At 72.3% G+C, this 16,613-nt stretch carries 13 protein-coding genes; 6 read left to right on the forward strand and 7 right to left on the reverse strand.

Annotation, left to right across the window (positions count from 1 at the left end; translation table 11 throughout):
* Positions 1–179: 179 nt before the first annotated feature.
* The 4 genes from OIE67_RS23760 (at position 180) to OIE67_RS23775 (ending at position 5,105) form a co-directional block, all read left to right on the forward strand.
* Positions 180–965, forward strand: coding sequence for a DeoR/GlpR family DNA-binding transcription regulator (locus OIE67_RS23760; protein ID WP_326643879.1), 786 nt, complete (start codon positions 180–182; stop codon positions 963–965).
* 94 nt (positions 966–1,059) lie between these two features.
* The gene (locus OIE67_RS23765) at positions 1,060–2,631 is read left to right on the forward strand and encodes an alkaline phosphatase D family protein (protein WP_326643881.1); all 1,572 of its coding nucleotides are present in this window, start codon (positions 1,060–1,062) and stop codon (positions 2,629–2,631) included.
* A gap of 13 nt (positions 2,632–2,644) precedes the next feature.
* Positions 2,645–3,541: a discoidin domain-containing protein gene (locus tag OIE67_RS23770; protein WP_326643883.1), complete on the forward strand. Its 897-nt coding sequence runs from the start codon at positions 2,645–2,647 to the stop codon at positions 3,539–3,541.
* 46 nt (positions 3,542–3,587) lie between these two features.
* Positions 3,588–5,105 carry an L-fucose/L-arabinose isomerase family protein gene (locus tag OIE67_RS23775; RefSeq protein WP_326643885.1) on the forward strand — a complete coding sequence of 506 codons (1,518 nt, stop codon included), beginning with the start codon at positions 3,588–3,590 and terminating at the stop codon, positions 5,103–5,105.
* Positions 5,106–5,119: 14 nt separating this feature from the next.
* Here OIE67_RS23775 and OIE67_RS23780 read toward each other — a convergent pair whose 3' ends face one another.
* Positions 5,120–6,106: an NAD-dependent epimerase/dehydratase family protein gene (locus OIE67_RS23780; RefSeq protein WP_326643887.1), complete on the reverse strand. Its 987-nt coding sequence runs from the start codon at positions 6,104–6,106 to the stop codon at positions 5,120–5,122.
* Between the two features lie 246 nt (positions 6,107–6,352).
* Between OIE67_RS23780 and OIE67_RS23785 the strand changes: the two genes are divergently transcribed.
* A complete protein-coding gene (locus OIE67_RS23785) occupies positions 6,353–7,705 on the forward strand; it encodes a cytochrome P450 (protein WP_326643889.1) in 1,353 nt (450 codons plus the stop codon).
* Here the strand turns inward: OIE67_RS23785 and OIE67_RS23790 are convergent.
* The 5 genes from OIE67_RS23790 to OIE67_RS23810 all read right to left on the reverse strand — a co-directional run bounded on the left by OIE67_RS23790 (position 7,686) and on the right by OIE67_RS23810 (position 12,666).
* Positions 7,686–8,450 carry a hypothetical protein gene (locus OIE67_RS23790; RefSeq protein ID WP_326643891.1) on the reverse strand — a complete coding sequence of 255 codons (765 nt, stop codon included), beginning with the start codon at positions 8,448–8,450 and terminating at the stop codon, positions 7,686–7,688. The genes OIE67_RS23785 and OIE67_RS23790 overlap by 20 nt on opposite strands.
* On the reverse strand, positions 8,450–9,346 hold the full coding sequence (locus OIE67_RS23795; protein ID WP_106237524.1) for a carbohydrate ABC transporter permease: 897 nt from the start codon (positions 9,344–9,346) through the stop codon (positions 8,450–8,452). The genes OIE67_RS23790 and OIE67_RS23795 overlap by 1 nt, the downstream gene beginning before the upstream one ends.
* Positions 9,343–10,260 carry a carbohydrate ABC transporter permease gene (locus tag OIE67_RS23800; protein WP_326643894.1) on the reverse strand — a complete coding sequence of 306 codons (918 nt, stop codon included), beginning with the start codon at positions 10,258–10,260 and terminating at the stop codon, positions 9,343–9,345. The genes OIE67_RS23795 and OIE67_RS23800 overlap by 4 nt, the downstream gene beginning before the upstream one ends.
* A gap of 63 nt (positions 10,261–10,323) precedes the next feature.
* Positions 10,324–11,619, reverse strand: a complete 1,296-nt coding sequence (locus OIE67_RS23805; RefSeq protein ID WP_326643896.1) for an ABC transporter substrate-binding protein — start codon at positions 11,617–11,619, stop codon at positions 10,324–10,326.
* Between the two features lie 36 nt (positions 11,620–11,655).
* The gene (locus tag OIE67_RS23810) at positions 11,656–12,666 is read right to left on the reverse strand and encodes a hydroxyacid dehydrogenase (RefSeq protein WP_326643898.1); all 1,011 of its coding nucleotides are present in this window, start codon (positions 12,664–12,666) and stop codon (positions 11,656–11,658) included.
* 341 nt (positions 12,667–13,007) lie between these two features.
* Here OIE67_RS23810 and OIE67_RS23815 point away from each other — a divergent pair, with 341 nt between their 5' ends.
* The gene (locus OIE67_RS23815; RefSeq protein ID WP_326643900.1) at positions 13,008–15,089 is read left to right on the forward strand and encodes a DUF2264 domain-containing protein; all 2,082 of its coding nucleotides are present in this window, start codon (positions 13,008–13,010) and stop codon (positions 15,087–15,089) included.
* A gap of 107 nt (positions 15,090–15,196) precedes the next feature.
* Here OIE67_RS23815 and OIE67_RS23820 read toward each other — a convergent pair whose 3' ends face one another.
* Complete coding sequence (locus OIE67_RS23820; RefSeq protein ID WP_326643902.1) at positions 15,197–16,432, reverse strand: substrate-binding domain-containing protein; 1,236 nt, start codon at positions 16,430–16,432, stop codon at positions 15,197–15,199.
* Positions 16,433–16,613: the final 181 nt, after the last annotated feature.

Genomic DNA, 16,613 nt, shown 5'->3' on the forward strand with positions numbered 1-16,613 from the left:
GTCGTACGACGTGCGGTGAATCCCCGAGAGCCGCTGGATGCGAACGTTTTAATCGCATACCACCGTTGTTAACTTCACAAACAATCATGTTAAAAGCGGCGGTGGCTGGAGGGTACGAGTCGCCCGAGCGGAGTGTCAAGAGTAGGATGCGCTGCCGTCCGACACCGGAGAGGACCCAGGTGAACACGCGTCAGCACACCTCCAGCAGGTCGGTGCGATGGCAGGGCATGGCCGAGCACATCGTGCGCCGGGGCTCCGCCTCCGTCACGGAGCTCGCCGAGAGCTTCGGGGTCAGCCTGATGACCGTCCACCGCGACCTCGACGAGCTGGCCCGCCAGGGCATGGTGCGCAAGGTCAGGGGCGGGGCGACGGCCCAGGCCAGCAACGTGTGGGAGAGCAACATCGCCTACCGGCTCAAGGCGCACACGGCCGAGAAGGACGCCATCGCCCGGGTGGTGGCGGGGCTGATCGAGCCGGGCGGCTCGGTGATGCTGGACGACTCCACGACCGCGCTGGCCGTGGCCCGCCACCTGGACGAGCTGCTCCCGCTGACCGTCGTGACGAACTTCCTGGAGGCGATCAGGCTGCTGGCCGGCCGCCCCGACCTCCGGCTCATCGCGCTCGGCGGTGAATATCACGCGACGCATGATTCGTTTCTCGGCCTCGGCTGCGTGGACGCGGTCGAGGCGGTGAACACCGACCTGGCCGTGGTCTCCACCTCGGCCATCTCCGAGGAGTACGCCTACCACCAGGAGCAGGAGATCGTGCTGGTCAAGCGGGCCATGCTGCGCTCGGCGTCGCGGCGGGTGCTGGCCGTGGACGGCTCCAAGCTGGCCCGGGTGGCGCTGCACCGGGTGGCGCCGCTGGCCGACTTCGACGTGGTGGTGGTCGACGCCAACGCCCCGGCCGACCTGCTCCAGCGGCTGCGCGACCACCACGGGAACGTCCTGGTGGCGGAGCTGTAACGCTCAAAGTCGTTGTTTTTAACTCGTGTCTTGTTAAGAACGGGCCTGCTTGCTAGAAAGTGAGGGCTTTCGTCCCCCCAGACTAGGAAGCGACATGCCTCATCCCTCACGCCGGGGCTTTCTGGGCTTAGGCGGCGCCGCCTTCGCTCTCGCCTTCACCTCCGACCTGGCCGACCCCTGGACCGCGCCGGCCACGGCCAGAGCCGCGGACTATCCCTTCAAGCTCGGCGTCGCCTCCGGTGATCCGCTGCCCGACCGGGTCGTGCTGTGGACCCGTCTGGCGCCCGAGCCGCTGGAGCCGCTCGGCGGGCTGCCGTACAACAAGATCAAGGTCGACTGGGAGATCGCCGAGGACGAGGCGTTCGCCCGCCGCGTCCGCCACGGCTCCGCCTGGGCCACGCCGGAGTACGGCCACTCCGTGCACGTGGACGCCAAGGGCCTGCGGCCCGGCCGCGAGTACTTCTACCGCTTCCGCACCGGCTCCGAGCTCAGCCCCGTCGGCCGGACCAGGACCGCCCCCGCTCCGCGCAGCAGTCCCGAGTCGCTGCGCCTGGCCTTCGCCTCCTGCGCGTCGTGGCAGGACGGCTACTACACCGCCTACCGCCACCTCGCCGACGAGAACCCCGACGTGGTCTTCCATCTCGGCGACTACATCTACGAGTACGGCATCGTGCCGACGGGCGGCAACCGCAACACGCCGGTGCCCGAGCAGTTCCGGGTGCAGTGCGACACCCTCGACCGCTTCCGCGTCCAGTACGGCCTCTACAAGAGCGACCCCGACCTGCAGGCCGCCCATCACCGCGCGCCCTGGATCGTCACCTGGGACGACCACGAGGTGCTGGACAACTGGGCCGGCCGGTACGGCCCCGGCGGCGAGGTGAGCGAGCAGGACTACCTGGTGATCAGGGCCAACGCCTTCCGCGCCTTCTGGGAGAACATGCCCGTCCGCCTGCCCTCCGCCGAGGGCCCCGACGCCCGCATCTACCGCCGGTTCACCTTCGGCGACCTGGCCGAGTTCAACGTGCTCGACACCCGCCAGTACCGCGACGACCAGGTCTGCGGCGACGGCCAGCAGGTGGACTGCGCCGACCGGCTGGACCCGGCGCGGCAGATGATCGGCGCCGCGCAGGAGCGCTGGCTGCTCGACGGCCTCGGCGCCTCCCGCGCCAGGTGGAACGTGCTCGCCCAGCAGGTCGCCATGATGCAGCTCGACTACGACCCCGGGCCGGCGCAGCGGCTCAGCATGGACCTGTGGGACGGCTACAAGGCGGCCAAGGACCGCCTGCTCGGCGGCATCGCCGAGCGCGAGGTAGGCAACCCCGTGGTGCTGACCGGCGACATCCACTACAACCTGGCCGGCGACCTCAAACGCGACTTCGACGACCCCGCCGCGCCGGCCGTCGGCGTGGAGTTCGTCTGCACCTCGGTCAGCAGCGGCGGCAACGGAAATCCCACCCAGGGCGTGCCGCCCGGCGGCACCGACCCGGCCAACCCGCATCTGCGTTTCTCCAGCTACCAGCGCGGCTACGTGTCCTGCGAGGTCACCCGCGGCCAGTGGCGCTCGGACTACAAGGTCGTCCCGTACGTGGACCGCCCCGGCGCCCCCGTCTCCACCCGCGCCAGCCTGGTCACCCTCGACGGCGCCCCCGGCCTGCACGTGCTCTAGGAAGGAACAGATCATGCGCATCCTCTCCGCCGGGGCCCTCGCCCTCGTCCCGATGCTCGGCGCTCCACCGGCCACCCCCGAGCCCGAGACTCCCCCGCAGGCGGTCTCCGTCCAGGTCGAGCCGGGCGTCTCCAAGGGCACGGGCGCACTCACCCCGACCGCCGGGGCGGCCAAGCTGATCGCGCCGCTCGGCGTGGACCCGGCCTGCCCCGCCACGCTGCGGATCGGCATGCGCAGCGAGGCGGAGAAGGCCGCGTACGCCACCATGCGGGTCGAGGTGGACCCGCCGCTGACCGCCTCCCGCGCGATGCTGACCAGCTATCTCCCGCCCGGCTACGAGGTGCGCGCGAAGCTGCTGGTCGCCGTGCCGCCCGGCACCGGCGAGGGCACGTACGGGCTGCGGCTGCGCACGCCGTCGAGCACGCTGAAGGTCCCCGTCGAGGTCGTGCCGGTGGACGGGCTCGACAACGGCGGCAACCTGGCGCTGCGCCGGCCCGTCACCGCCTCCTCCCAGCACGTCAACGCCAACTACCCGCCCTGCAGCGTGGCCGACGGCGACCGCTCGTCCAACGGCTGGGCCGGCGGCAACGGCTGGAACGACGCCACCGCCAGGTCCTGGCCGGACACCGTGGCCGTCGCGCTGGGCGGCGCCCGGCAGGTGTCCAGGGTGGACCTCTACACGCTGGACACCGAGCGGTATCCGTCGTCCAGGTACGGGCTGCGTGACTGGGACGTCCAGGTGCGGGCCGGCGGCGGGGCGTGGCAGACGGTCGCGCAGGTGCGCGGCAACACCGCGGGGACGGCTCGATCCGACTTCGCGCCCGTCACCGCCGAGGACGTCCGCATCGTCGCCCTGGCGTCGAACGGCGCGAACGACTACACACGCATCATCGAGGTCGAAGCCCGCTGAGGGACCACCGGGGCAGCGGGCCTTGAGAGCAGCAAGGGAGAGCACGGTGACCAGCAGCGGAACCAGCAACGGGATCAGCAGCACGACCGGCGGTGCGACCAGCCAGGACGCCGGCCTGGATACCGGTCCGGAGACCAGCGGCGGCGCGCTGCCCAGGATCACCCCGCGCCGCGTCAAGGTGGGCCTGGTCGCGGGCGGCCTGGGGGCCTACTGGCCGCAGTTCCCCGACCTCCTCCCCCAGCTCCAGCGCTCGGCCGCGCGCGTCTCGGAGCGGATGCGCGAGCTGGACGCGGAGGTGGTGGACGTCGGTTTCATCTCCGACGCCGAGGAGGGGGCCGCGGCGGCGGAGCGGCTGCGGGCGGCCGGCTGCGACCTGATCGTCGGCTTCCTGACGACGTACATGACGGCCACCATGCTCGTGCCGATCGCCCAGCGCAGCGGCGCCCCCGTGCTGCTGATCAACCTGCAGCCCACGGAGTCGATGGAGCACGCCACGTTCGACACCGGACAGTGGCTGGCCTACTGCGGCGCCTGTCCCCTGCCGGAGATGGCCAACGCCTTCACCCGCTGCGGCATCCCGTTCCGTTCCGTCTCGGGCTATCTGGAGGACGAGCGGGCGTGGCAGCGGATCGGGCGCTGGGTCAGAGCGGCGGGTGTACGGGCCGCGCTGCGGCACGGGCGGCACGGGCTCATGGGGCACCTGTATCCGGGCATGATGGACGTGGCCACCGATCTGACGCTGGTCAGCGCGAACTTCGGCGGGCACGTGGAGGTGCTGGAGTTCGACGATCTGCGGGTGCGCACGGAGAAGGTCACCGACGCCGAGGCGGCGGCGCGGGTGAGCCTGGCGCGTGAGGTGTTCGAGCTGGCCGACTCGGTGAACGAGGAGGACCTGGCCTGGGCGGCCCGCGTGTCGGTCGGCCTGGACCGCCTGGTCGAGGACTTCGCCCTGGACAGCCTGGCCTACTACCACCGCGGGCTGGACGGCGAGATCCACGAGCGGCTCGGGGCGGGCATGATCCTCGGGGCGTCCCTTCTCACGGCGCGCGGGGTGCCGGCCGCCGGCGAGTACGAGCTGCGTACGTCCCTGGCCATGCTCATCATGGACCGGCTGGGCGGCGGCGGCTCCTTCACCGAGTTCCAGGCCCTCGACTTCGCCCGCGGCCACGTGGAGATGGGCCACGACGGCCCCGCCCACCTGGCCATCAGCTCCCGCCGCCCGCTGCTGCGCGGGCTCGGCGTCTATCACGGCAAGCGCGGGTGGGGCGTGTCGGTCGAGTTCGACGTGACGCGGGGTCCGGTGACCACGTTCGGGCTGCGGCAGGCCAGGGACGGGAGTTACGGCTTCGTCGTGTCCGAGGGCGAGGTCGTGGAGGGGCCGCTGCTGCGGATCGGCAACACGACGTCCCGGGTGGACTTCGGCTGCGATCCCGGCGAGTGGACGGACGCGTGGAGCGCCAGCGGCATCTCGCACCACTGGGCTCTGGGCACGGGCCACCGCCTGGCCGACCTGCGGGCGGTGGCCGACCTGATCGGCGCGGACATCACCCACGTCCAGCCCTGACCCCGGCGTCCGGCTCACCGCACCGGCGCCTGGCCGGCCGCGGCGGACAGGGCGGTTTTGAGGCCGTCCAGGAGCGAGGTGGCAGGGGTGAAGCCCAGGTCGTGCCGGGCGCTCGCCGGGGTGCAGGTCCAGTCGGCGTGGCGCAGCTCGCGTACCTTGTCCCTGTTCAGCGCGGGCACGTCGCCGCCCAGGCCGGGCAGCCGCGCGGCGAGGCCGGCCAGCGCGGCCACGGCGGCCAGCAGGGGCACGGGGACGGGCAGCACGACCGGGGCGCGCAGGCCCGCCGCCGTGGCGACGGCGGCGCAGATGTCCTGCCACCGGTAGGCGACGCCGTCGCTCAGCGGGTGGACGCCCGCGGCGGGGTCGCCGGCCCGGACGGTCGCGCCGCGCTCGGCGGCGGCGAGCAGGGCCGCGCACAGGTCGTCCACGTAGATCAGGCCGTAGCGGCGCGGCCCGAAGCCGGGCTTGGCCACCAGCCCGAGGCGGATCATGCGCAGCAGCGCCGGCACCAGGGCGGGCTCGCCGGGCCCGTACACGATGCCGGGCCGCAGGATGACCGCCGGCACCCGATCCGCGTGCTCGCGCACGACCTGTTCCGCCGCCCGTTTGCTGGCGCCGTACACGGAGACGGGCCCGCTCCCCCGCGCGGGCCCGGCGGCGGCCAGCGAGGAGCACACCACCAGGCGCGGCGGCTCGGGCATGGCGGCCATGGCGCGGACGAGGCGGGCGGTGCCGTCACGGTTGACCGCCCAGAACTCCGCGCCGGTACGCACCTTGACCACCGCCGCCAGGTGAATCACCCGGTCGGCCCCCCGCAGTGCCTCGCCCAGGTCCCGGCCCGTGGCAAGATCCCCTTCGACCACACGCACGCCCAGCTCACGCAGCGTCCCGGCGCGCCCGGGACGACGGACGAGCGCGGTCACCCTGCCGCCACGGGCCAGGATCGCCCGCGTCAGATGCCCACCCACGAAGCCGGTGGCCCCGGTGACCAGATACCGCATCACCACCGCCCTCCGGCCCCCGGCCCGCGCGAGGCGGCGTGACCCGGTGACTGGCGGTGCCGGGCGGGTGCGGGGACGTCGATCACAAGTGGCTCCTCAGGGTGTGCCGGGCCTCGCCGGCCGAGTTGGGAGGGTCGCGCGGGGCTGGGGCGCCACCCTGGGCCGTCACAGTAACATCACGGATGGTCACGCTTCGCTATGGTTGAGTGTCACGAGAACGAGTGACCCGAATCGGATTAGGACTTCATGATCGACGCGCTCGGCGCATGCCCAGGTGCACCGGATCCCGGAGGCCGGCCCGCCGGTGCGCACGGCCGCCGCCACCCCCTGGAGCCGTGGCTGGGCAGCGTGGTGCTGCCGGCCGCCCTGATCATGGGGGACGGCGTCGTCGACCGCATGTTCAGCCGTACGGACGGCATGTTCGGCCTGTGGTTCCCCGGCATCGGCAAGGCGGTGATGCTGGCCGACCCCGGCCTGGTCAGAGACGTCTTCCGCGCTCCCGGCGGCGTCATCGACTCCGCGGAGGCCAACCGCGTGCAGGAGCCGGTCATCGGCCCGCAGGGGCTGGGCAGGCTGGACGGCCAGGGGCACCGGCGGCTGCGCGAGATCATGGCGCCCGCCATCCGGCATCGCGTCTCCGCCCGCCTGCGCGCCGCGACGGAAGAACTCGCCCAGAGCGTCGCCGACCGGTGCCCGGCCGGCACGCCGTTCGCCCTGCGGCCCCGGCTGCACGCGGCGCTCATGGACGCGATCCTGGCCGTCACCCTGAGCGTCGATCCGGCCCGCGGGCACGCCTGGCGGGAGCCGCTGCGGGAGCTGTTCCGCCGGGCCGACTCCTACGAGATCACCGTACGTTACGCGCTGCGGCACGCGGGCGGGATGGCTCTGTGGCCGTCGTACCGCCGCGCGAAGGAGGCCTGTGACCGGCTCATCTACGACGAGATCAGCCGGCGGCGGCGCGAGGGCGAGGGCGACGACCTGCTCGGCGTGCTCATGCGCGCACGCGACGAGCACGGGGCGCGGCTGACCGACCAGGTGCTGCGCGACCAGGTGATGAGCATGATCGCCGGGGCCCGCACCACCACGGCGACCGGGCTGGCCTGGGCGTTCGAGCGGGTGGTACGCCATCCGGGGGCGCTGCGGCGCCTGTCGGCGGAGAGCGACGAGGGCACGTCCGACGTGTACGCGACGGCGGTGGCGTACGAGGCGCTGCGGGTGCGGCCGCCGGTCGCGTTCTTCGGCCGGGTGGTGCGGCTGCCGTTCGAGCTGGGCGGGCGGGTGCTGGAGCCGGGCACCACGATCATCGTGCATCTGCGGTCGCTGCACCACGATCCGGGCCTCTATCCCGACCCGGCCGCCTTCCGCCCCGAACGCTGGCTCGGCCGGCGACCGGGCGGCTACGGCTGGATGCCGTTCGGCGGCGGCTCGCACACGTGCGTGGGTGATCGGCTGGCGGTCATGCAGATGAAGGCGTTCCTGCGGGTGTTCACGCGTTCGCTGGAGCTGTCCCCCGCCGAACCGGCCGACGAGCAGATCAGGTGGAAGGCCGTCTCCAACACCCCCGGCTCCGACTGCCGCGTCATCGCCCGCCCCCGCTGATGGGAGCTACCGGGTCAGCTGGTCGGGCGGCGGAGGCCGCCCGCTGGCGACCCTCACCGGACGGCGGCTCCAGGATCGGGGTGAGGACGTATCTGGTGGTGGCCCAGGCCGCGTACAGCAGAGGTGCGGCCAGGAGCAGCACGCCGAGCGCCGGCTTGGCGAGGACGACCAGAAGGGCCAGGGCGAGGACGACGAGGGTGGCCGCGGACAGGTACCAGCGGCGGGCCACCAGGAACAGGCACGGCCGCAGCAGGGAGCGCAGCCGGGTGCCGGGCTCGGCGGCCAGGGTGAGCAGGGCGAACGTCAGGGACATGACGAGCGCGGCGGCGGTGCAGAAGAAGGGCACGAGCGCCGGCCCCCACGCGGTGCCGGCGACGGCCACGGCGTCCACGGCGAGCACGCCGACGGCCGCAGCGCCGGCCGCCCAGACGGCCAGGGCGCGCGGGGCCGCCCGGCGGTAGGAGCTCCAGAACGCGCGCGCCATGCCTGTGGATCCGCTGCCCAGGGCGTCGAAGCAGCCGAACGCCCCGGCCAGCGCCGGACCGCAGGGCAGGGAGAGCAGGGCGAAGAACGGCCACGACGCGAGGGGGTCGCGGACGATCGCCAGCGCCGCCAGCAGGGGCAGGCAGGCGACGGCGAGCAGCACGTTCGTCACGAGTCCGGCGTAGACGGTGTCGAAGATCCGCTCGTAGGTGCGCTGGCGGGCGGGGCGCAGCAGCCGCCGGGCGGTTCCGTACCCGCTCATCACTTCAGCCCGCTGGTGGCGATGCCGCGGATGAAGTACCGCTGCCCGAACAGGAAGATGACCATGATCGGCAGCACCGACAGCACCGCGCCCGTCATGATCATCGCGTATTCGGCGTCGTACTGGCCGACGAACGAGCGCAGCCCGAGCTGGATGGTCCACAGCTCGTTGCTGGTCAGGTAGATGAAGGGCCCCATGTAGTCGTTCCACGTGTTGACGAAGGTGAGCAGGGCCAGGCTGGCCAGCGCCGGTTTGGACAGCGGCAGCATGATGCGCCAGTAGATGCCGTACTCGCTGAGCCCGTCGATGCGCGCGGCCTCGCACAGGTCGTCGGGGATCGACATGTAGTACTGCCGCATGAGGAACACGCCGAACGCGCCGAACGCCTGCAGCAGGATGATCGACCAGTACGTGTCCGTCAGCTCGGCCTGCTGCATCATGATGTACTGCGGCACCATGTACGCCTGCCACGGCACCGCGATGGTGGCGATGTAGGCCAGGAACAGCGCGTCCCGGCCGGGGAAGCGCACCTTGGAGAACCCGTACGCGGCGAAGCTGCCGGTCAGCACCTGCAGCAGCGTGATCACCACGGACAGGAACGCGGAGTTGCCCAGGTAGGTCAGCAGCGGGATGCGTTCCCAGATCTCGATGAAGTTGGACCAGCGCAGCTCCTGCGGGATCCACTGGATCGGCACGGTGAAGACCTGGTTGTCGCGCTTCAGCGAGGAGGACAGCATCCACGCGAACGGCACCAGCACCAGCACCGTCACCACGCTCAGCCCCGCGTAGGCGAGCGCCCTGCGCAGTGTGGACCGGCCGCGGCGGGGCGCCGCGCCGCCGGCCCCGGGAGCGGGCGCGGCGCCGGGACGGGCGGCGGTGTCGGGCAGCGCGGTCATGTGGCGCTCCTGCGCTCGTTGATGCGGAACTGGACGACGGTGACGGTCAGCACGATGACGAACAGCACCAGCGCGACGGCCGAGGAGTAGCCGAACTGCCCCTCCCTGATGCCCTCGCGGTAGACGAGCTGGGCCAGCACCAGCGTGCTGCGGCCGGGCCCGCCGTCGGTCATGACGACGATCAGGTCCAGCACCTTGAAGCTCTGGATCGTCAGCATGACCAGCACGAAGAACGTGGTGGGCCGCAGGCAGGGCAGCGTGACGCTCCAGAACCGCTGCCACGGCCCGGCCCCGTCGACGGTGGCGGCCTCGTAGTACTCGCGCGGGATCGTCTGCAGGCCGGCCAGGTACAGCACCATGTAGTAGCCCATGTCCCGCCACACGCTGGTGATGATCACGGCGGGCATCGCCCAGTCGGTGCTGGCCACCCACCGCGGCGGCTCGGCGACGCCGATCGCCTCCAGGAGCTGGTTGATCGGGCCCGCGGTGGGGTTGAACAGCATGTTCCACACGACCGCGACGGCGACGAGCGAGGTGATGTACGGGAAGAAGGCGGCGGTGCGGAAGAACTGCACGCCGCGGATCCTGCGGTTGAGCGCCATGGCCAGCCCGAGCGCCGCCACCAGCGTCAGCGGGATGTGGCCGGCCGCGTAGAAGAGCGTGTTCCTGAGCGCGACGTGGAAGTTCTCGTCGCCGAACATCTGCCGGAAGTTGTCCAGGCCGACCCATTCGGGGGTGCTGTAGGAGTCCCACTCCAGGAACGCCAGCGCGAACGCGGCCAGCATCGGCACGAGCGTGAACAGGGCGAAGCCGACGAAGTTCGGGAGGATGAAGCTCCACCCGACGAGGATGTCGCGCCAGGCGCGTGCCCGGCGGGGCGGGGCCGGCGTCGGTTGCGTCAATGCCTGAGTCATGGTGTCCTTCGGGACGCTCCGTCGAGCGCGGGACCCGGGATCGCTCCCGGGTCCGCTGCCGGGCTAGTTGAGTACCTCGTTCTTCACCCGCTCGTTCATCGAGCGGATGCCGTCGGCGACGGACTTGTCGCCCACCATGATCAGTTCGTGTTCCTCGTTCAGTATGGTGTCGATGTCGGAGGTGTTCTCGCTGACCGGCATCTCCAGCGTCACCTTGTCGGGCTCGAACGCCTTCTTGGAGCGCTCGTCGGCGGGCATGCCCTTGAGCCCGAAGTACGCCTTGGTGATCTCGGGGCTCTGCAGCGCCGGCACCACGCCGACCTTGGTGATCGCCTCCGCGCCCGCCTGGCTGGCGGCGAACTGGACGAACTTCTTGGCCGCGTCGGCGTGCTCGGCGCGCTTGTTGACGGCGAACGCGGTCGGCGAGCCGAACGTCGTCGTGCCGGTCGCGCCGGCGACCTGCGGCATGGGGGCGAGCCCCCATTCGACGTCGCTGGCACCCTTGGCCTTGGCCTCCAGGATGCCCGAGATGTACCAGGTGCCCATCGGCATCAGCGCGGTCTTGCCGCTCTCGAACTGGGTGCGGTAGTCGGCCTGCTGGGACTTGGCGGTGCCGAAGTCGAGGACGGCGCCGGCGTCCTGAAGGCCCTTGGCGATGTTGTACTGGTCGGTGAAGAAGGTGTAGTCGCCGCCGAGCTGGTCGCCGCCGGTCTGCGCGGCGGCGATGGCCTGCACGACCGAGCGCCAGGTGTGGTGGTAGGCGCCGTACACCTTCTCGCCGCCCTCGCCCTGGGTGAGCTGCTTGGCCAGTTTGGCGTACTCGTCCCAGGTCAGCGGGTCGGGCAGCTCGACGCCCGCCTTGTCGAGCAGCGCCTTGTTGTAGTAGAGCAGCCAGAAGTCCTGCCGGTACGGCAGGGCGTAGTAGGCGTTGCCGACGTTGAAGGCGTCGAGCCCGGCGAGTTTGGCGTTGCCGGCGGACTTGGCCAGGTCGGTGAGGTCGGCCAGCTGGCCCCGGCTGGAGTAGCGGGAGTAGTCGGTGACGTTCTTCATCGTGATCACGTCGGTCTTGTCACCGCCCGCCAGCATCGTGGTGACCTTCTCGGGGTAGTCGTCGGCGAGGATGTCCACCGGCTTGACGGTGATGTTCGGGTTGGCCTGCTGGAAGGCGTCGAAGAGCGCCTTGAACTCGGGCGTCTTGGCCAGGTTCCAGACCGTGACGCTCAGGGTGATCTTGCCGTTGGGGTCGGCGGGCTCGGGGTCGCCGGAGCCGCAGGCGGCCAGGGTGAGCGTGAGCGCGGCCACGATGCTCAGGCCCTTCACCACCTGCCGCCGTGCCCGGGGCTTCACTGACGTGATCATGGGATCCGGTCTCCTTCTCCGTCACAGGGGGTTGGGTCAGGCGCTGACGGTGAACTCGTCCGGGGTGACGGCCGTGAGGAGGGGCCGGCCGGACAGGTGGCGTTCCAGTTCGTCGAGGGCGCTGTCGCTCATCCGCCAGGTCTCGCTGCCGAGCGAGCCGGCGATGTGGGGGGTGATCATGACGTTGGGCAGCTCGTACAGCACCGAGCCGGCCGGGAGGGGCTCGGGGTCGGTGACGTCGAGGATGGCGTCGAGGCGGCCGGAGGCGCACTCGCGCTCGATCGCGGCGGTGTCCAGGACGGCGCCGCGGGCGGTGTTGATGACGGTGGCGCCGTCGCCCAGCAGGGCCAGCTCGGCCGCGCCGATGAGGTGGCGGGTCTCGGGCAGCGAGGGGACGTGCAGGGTGAGCACGTCGCAGCCGCGCAGCAGCTCCGCCAGCGGGACCAGGCGGCCGCCGACCGCGCTCACCTCCGCCGCGGCGGCGTACGGGTCGGAGACCAGCACGTCCATCTCCAGGTCGCGCAGCCGCTCCACGACCCGGCGGCCGACCCGGGAGAAGCCGACGACGCCGACCGTGCGGCCCCGGTTGGACAGCTCGCCGCGCCGGGTCACGTAGGACCAGTCGTCGCGGTGGGTGCGGGCGTCCTGGGCCAGGAAGGGCGCCTTCTTGCCGGCGAAGATGATCGCGGCGAGGGTGAACTCGGCGACCGGGATCGCGTTGGCGTCGGCGGCGCTGGTCACCACGATGCCCCTGCGCCAGACCTCGTCGGTGACGAACGGGCGCACCGTTCCGGCGCAGTGGAAGACGGCGCGCAGCCGGGGCGCGTCGGCCAGCCGTTCGGCGGTCAGGGGCGGGCAGCCCCACGATGTGACCAGCACCTCGCTCTCGCGCAGCCGCCGCCGCGCGGAGGGGGTGTCCAGCTCGGGGGTCCAGATCGGGTCGGCGAGTTCGGTGAGCTCGCGCAGGCGGCGCAACTGCCGCTGCCCGAACTGCACGTCGAGCGTGGCCTGGTCCATGACCAGCAGGGCCCGGGGAGCCTCGCTCACCGGAGCGCTCCCGGTCGGCTCGCGACTCGTGATCTGGTGTTCAAGCTGGCTCTCCTCGGGGTGCGGGGGCTGATGACGGTGTGTCCGGCCGGCGTTTCGGACGGCGCACGATCACTTTCGCTCATCTGTGATCGGACGGCATTGCACCGGAGTTAAGCGTGGCCGCTCGCCGTCCGTCAAGAGGCAATCGGATCGCTTTGATCAGCATTGCTCGCCTTAGATCACAACTGGTCAACGAAAGGCGCCGCCGGTCCGATGACCGCTTGACGTGCTCCCGTGACGCTGTAACCATCCCGTGAAGCCGTGGTTACGTAAACATGCAAGGCTGAAGGGATCTGTGGATGCCGCGCGTACCCGACGATCCGGCGCTGTCGCCGTACACCGGGTGGACCCGGGCCCATTGGGCGGAGCTGGCCGAGCGGCTGCTGCTGTCGGCCCGCCCCTTCGCCTCGCCGGGCCACGCGCGCGTCTCCTTCCCCGGCCGGGCCGGCGGCTACGGCGCCGATGTGGACGGGCTCGAGGGCTTCGCCAGGACGTTCCTCGCGGCCGGGTTCCGGGTGGCCGGCGAGGGCGGCGACGACCCGCTCGGCCTCATGGAGTGGTACGCCGAGGGGCTGGCGACGGGCACCGACCCCGCCTCGCCCGAGCGCTGGATCCGGCTGGACGAGCACGGCCAGGCCAAGGTGGAGGCCGCCTCGATCGCCCTGGTGCTGCACCTGACCAGGCCGTGGCTGTGGGACCGGCTCGACGACGGCGTCAGGGAACGCGTCATCGCCTACCTGGCGCCGGCGGTGGGCGGCGAGTATCCGCCGATCAACTGGGTCTGGTTCCAGATCGTGGTGGAGCAGTTCCTGGCCTCGGTCGGGGGGCCGTACGCGCCGGGCGACATCGAGGCCGGGCTGGCGCTGACCGACGGTTTCGCCAGGGAGAACGGCTGGTACGCCGACGGGGCCGAGCGCTCCTACGACCACTACGCCGGATGGGCGCTGCAGTTCTACCCGCTGCTCTGGACCGAGATGGCCGCCGGTGAGCCCGCGGCCGACGAGCGGCGGCCGGTCTACCTGCGGCGGCTGGAACGCTACCTGCACGACGCGGTCCGCCTGGTGGGCGCCGACGGCTCGCCGCTGCTGCAGGGCCGCAGCCTGACCTACCGGTTTGCCGCCGCCGTGCCGTTCTGGCTGGGGGCCCGTTACGACCTGGACACGCCGTCACCAGGGCTGCTGCGCCGCGCCGCCTCCGGCATCGCCCGGCACTTCGCCGACCGCGGGGCCCCCGACGGCAAGGGGCTGCTGTCGCTGGGCTGGCACGGGCCGTGGCGGCCGATCGCGCAGTCCTACTCCGGGCCCGGCTCCCCGTACTGGGCGGCCAAGGGGCTCTTCGGGCTGACCCTGCCGGCCGGTCATCCGGTGTGGACGGCGGTCGAGGAGCCGCTGCCGGTGGAGCGGGACGACTACCAGGTCGTCGTGCCGTCGCCGGGGTGGCTGGTCAGCGGCACGCGCGCGGACGGGGTGGTGCGCGTGGTCAACCACGGCACCGACCACTCCCATCCGGGCTCCGACCTGGCCGACTCGCCTTTGTACGCGCGGCTGGGGTACTCCACCGCCACCTCCCCCGTGCTCGCGGGGCCGTACGCCGGGCAGCCGCTGGACCAGTCGGTGACGCTGCTCGACGCCGGCGGCGAGCCCAGTCACCGGACCGGCTTCGACACCCTGCTCGCGCAATCGCTCCCGACGGGGACGGCGGCGGGGGCGTCGCGCTGGCGGGCGCACTGGGTCAAGCCCGACTCCTGCGGCCCCGACCACGGCTCCGGCCGCTCGGGGCGGGTCCGGCTCGGGCCGTGGCTGCACGTGCTCTCCCTGGTACGCGGGCCGTGGGAGGTGCGCCTGGTGCGGGTGGGCGCGCCGGACGATCAGGTTGAGGAGGCGGGAGGCCGGCTACGCGTCGGCGGCTGGCCCCTCCCGTCGGACATACCGCATTCGGGTACGGCGGCCCGTGCGGGCGCCGACCCGGTCGCGGGTGAAGCCGCCGTGGTGGTCAACGAGCGGGTGTGGTCGTGCGTGTTCGGCGGCGCGTCTCTGGACGTCGGCGGGGTGACCTCGGCCGACGACGCCTCGCCTCTGGCGCCGTGGACGGTGGTGCCGTGGCGCGCGACCAGCGGCCCCGCGCGTGCGGAGGTCTGGCACGAGGCGGTGCTCCACCTCGGCGCCGGGGAACCGGCCGAACGGCCCGCCGTCACGTGGCCCGGCTCGGCTTCCGGCCCGGCGTCCGACTCGGCTCCTGGTCCGGTGTCCGACTCGGCTTCCGGCCCGGTGTCCGGCCCGGCCTCGGGTCCGGTTGTCGGCCTGGGCGTCCCGTCGGGCGTCCGGGTCGTCTGGCCGGACGGTGTCGTGGACGACTTCGACGTCTCGCGTCTGATCCGCTGAGCGCTCCCCACTGAGCCACCCGCCGGGCGTGACCGGCGCCGCCTCACCGGTATCGGGGGTCCGGTGAGGCGGCGTCGTCACGTGACGGTCAGGTCGTCACGCGGCGGTCAGGCGGAGGAGCCGCGCACGATCAGCTGCGGCCCCACCACCACGCGGTGGGCGGGCCGCCGCGGATCGCGGAGCCGTTCGAGGAGCAGCGTGAACGCGGCCCGTCCGATGTCGGCCTTGGGCGGGCGGATCGCGGTCAGCGGGGGGTCGCACAGCTCGGCCACCTCGTCGTCGTAGGTGACCACGGCCAGGTCGGCGGGCACCCGGATGCCGCGGTCCTGGCAGCGTTCGACCAGCGAGATCGCCTCCGGGTCCGAGTGGACGAGCAGGGCGCGCGTGCCCGTGGCCACGCAGGCGTCGAGCACCTCGTCCAGCGCCCGCCCCCAGCCGGGGTCGCGCCGGTCGACCGTGCGCGCGTCGGGGGCCGCCCCGGTCTCCAGCCCCAGTTCCTCGCAGGCCAGCCGCCAGCCGGCCCGCACGTGCGGCGCCGTCGGGCTGGTGATCGTGGTCATGATGCCCACCCGCCGGTGCCCCAGCACCGCCAGGTGCCGTACGGCCATCGCCGCGCCCAGGGCGTGGTCGCTGACGACCGACTCCATCGCCTCCCGGTACGGGCCCACGGTCGCGGCCCGTTCGATCAGCACCACCGGCACGCCGGCCGCCTGCAGCCAGCGGACCAGTTCCTCGCCCTCGTCGCTCTCCGTCGTGGGCGCGACCAGCAGCCCGTCCACCCCCACGGACTCCACCAGTGAGGACAGCTGCCGCCGTTCGTCGGCCACCTGGTACGTGGCCCCGCGCAGCACGACCCGGACCCCGGCCGCCGCGGCCGCCTCGCGCACCCCGCGGATGACGTCGGGATAGTAGTAGTCGAGCGAGGGCACGACCATGCCCACGGTCAGCTCAGGCGCGTCCCCCGTCTCGGCGGCGGCGTCGCGGGCGAACCCGCCGGCCCTCGCCCCGCCCGCCTGCCCGAACCCGCCCGCCTGCCCGCCTGCGTCCGGGCCGCCGAAGCCGCCCGTTCCCGCGAACGCGCCCGCCCCGCCGAAACCGCCGGCTCCCGCCGGGTCGTGGTGCCGCTCCATAAGGGGACGTTCGGCCGGGGCGGCGCCGCCGCGGACCCGGCGTACGGCTCCCTCCTCGGCCAGCAGCGTGATGTCGCGCCGGATGGTGATCGCGGAGACCGCCAGCTCGGAGGCCAGATCGTGCACCCGCATGAGCCCGCGCCGCCGCAGCAGCTCGACCAGACGCGAGCGCCGCTCATCGGGCAACTGCCCCTGTGTCTCCGGGCCGGCCATGGGCACGCCTCCGCCTTGATCGTCTCGAACGGGCCCAGTGCTGTCTCCGGCAGGTGACGCGCCGATGGCAACGTTGGTCATACTCCTCCTCGCGACGGCCCATAGTACCGATCGAAAGTGATCGAAGGTGAAAAATTCCGGCACACACGTGATGCAATGATCACACATCCCGGCCGCGCGC

Source organism: Nonomuraea fuscirosea, from assembly GCF_035917475.1.
Classification (GTDB): domain Bacteria; phylum Actinomycetota; class Actinomycetes; order Streptosporangiales; family Streptosporangiaceae; genus Nonomuraea; species Nonomuraea fuscirosea.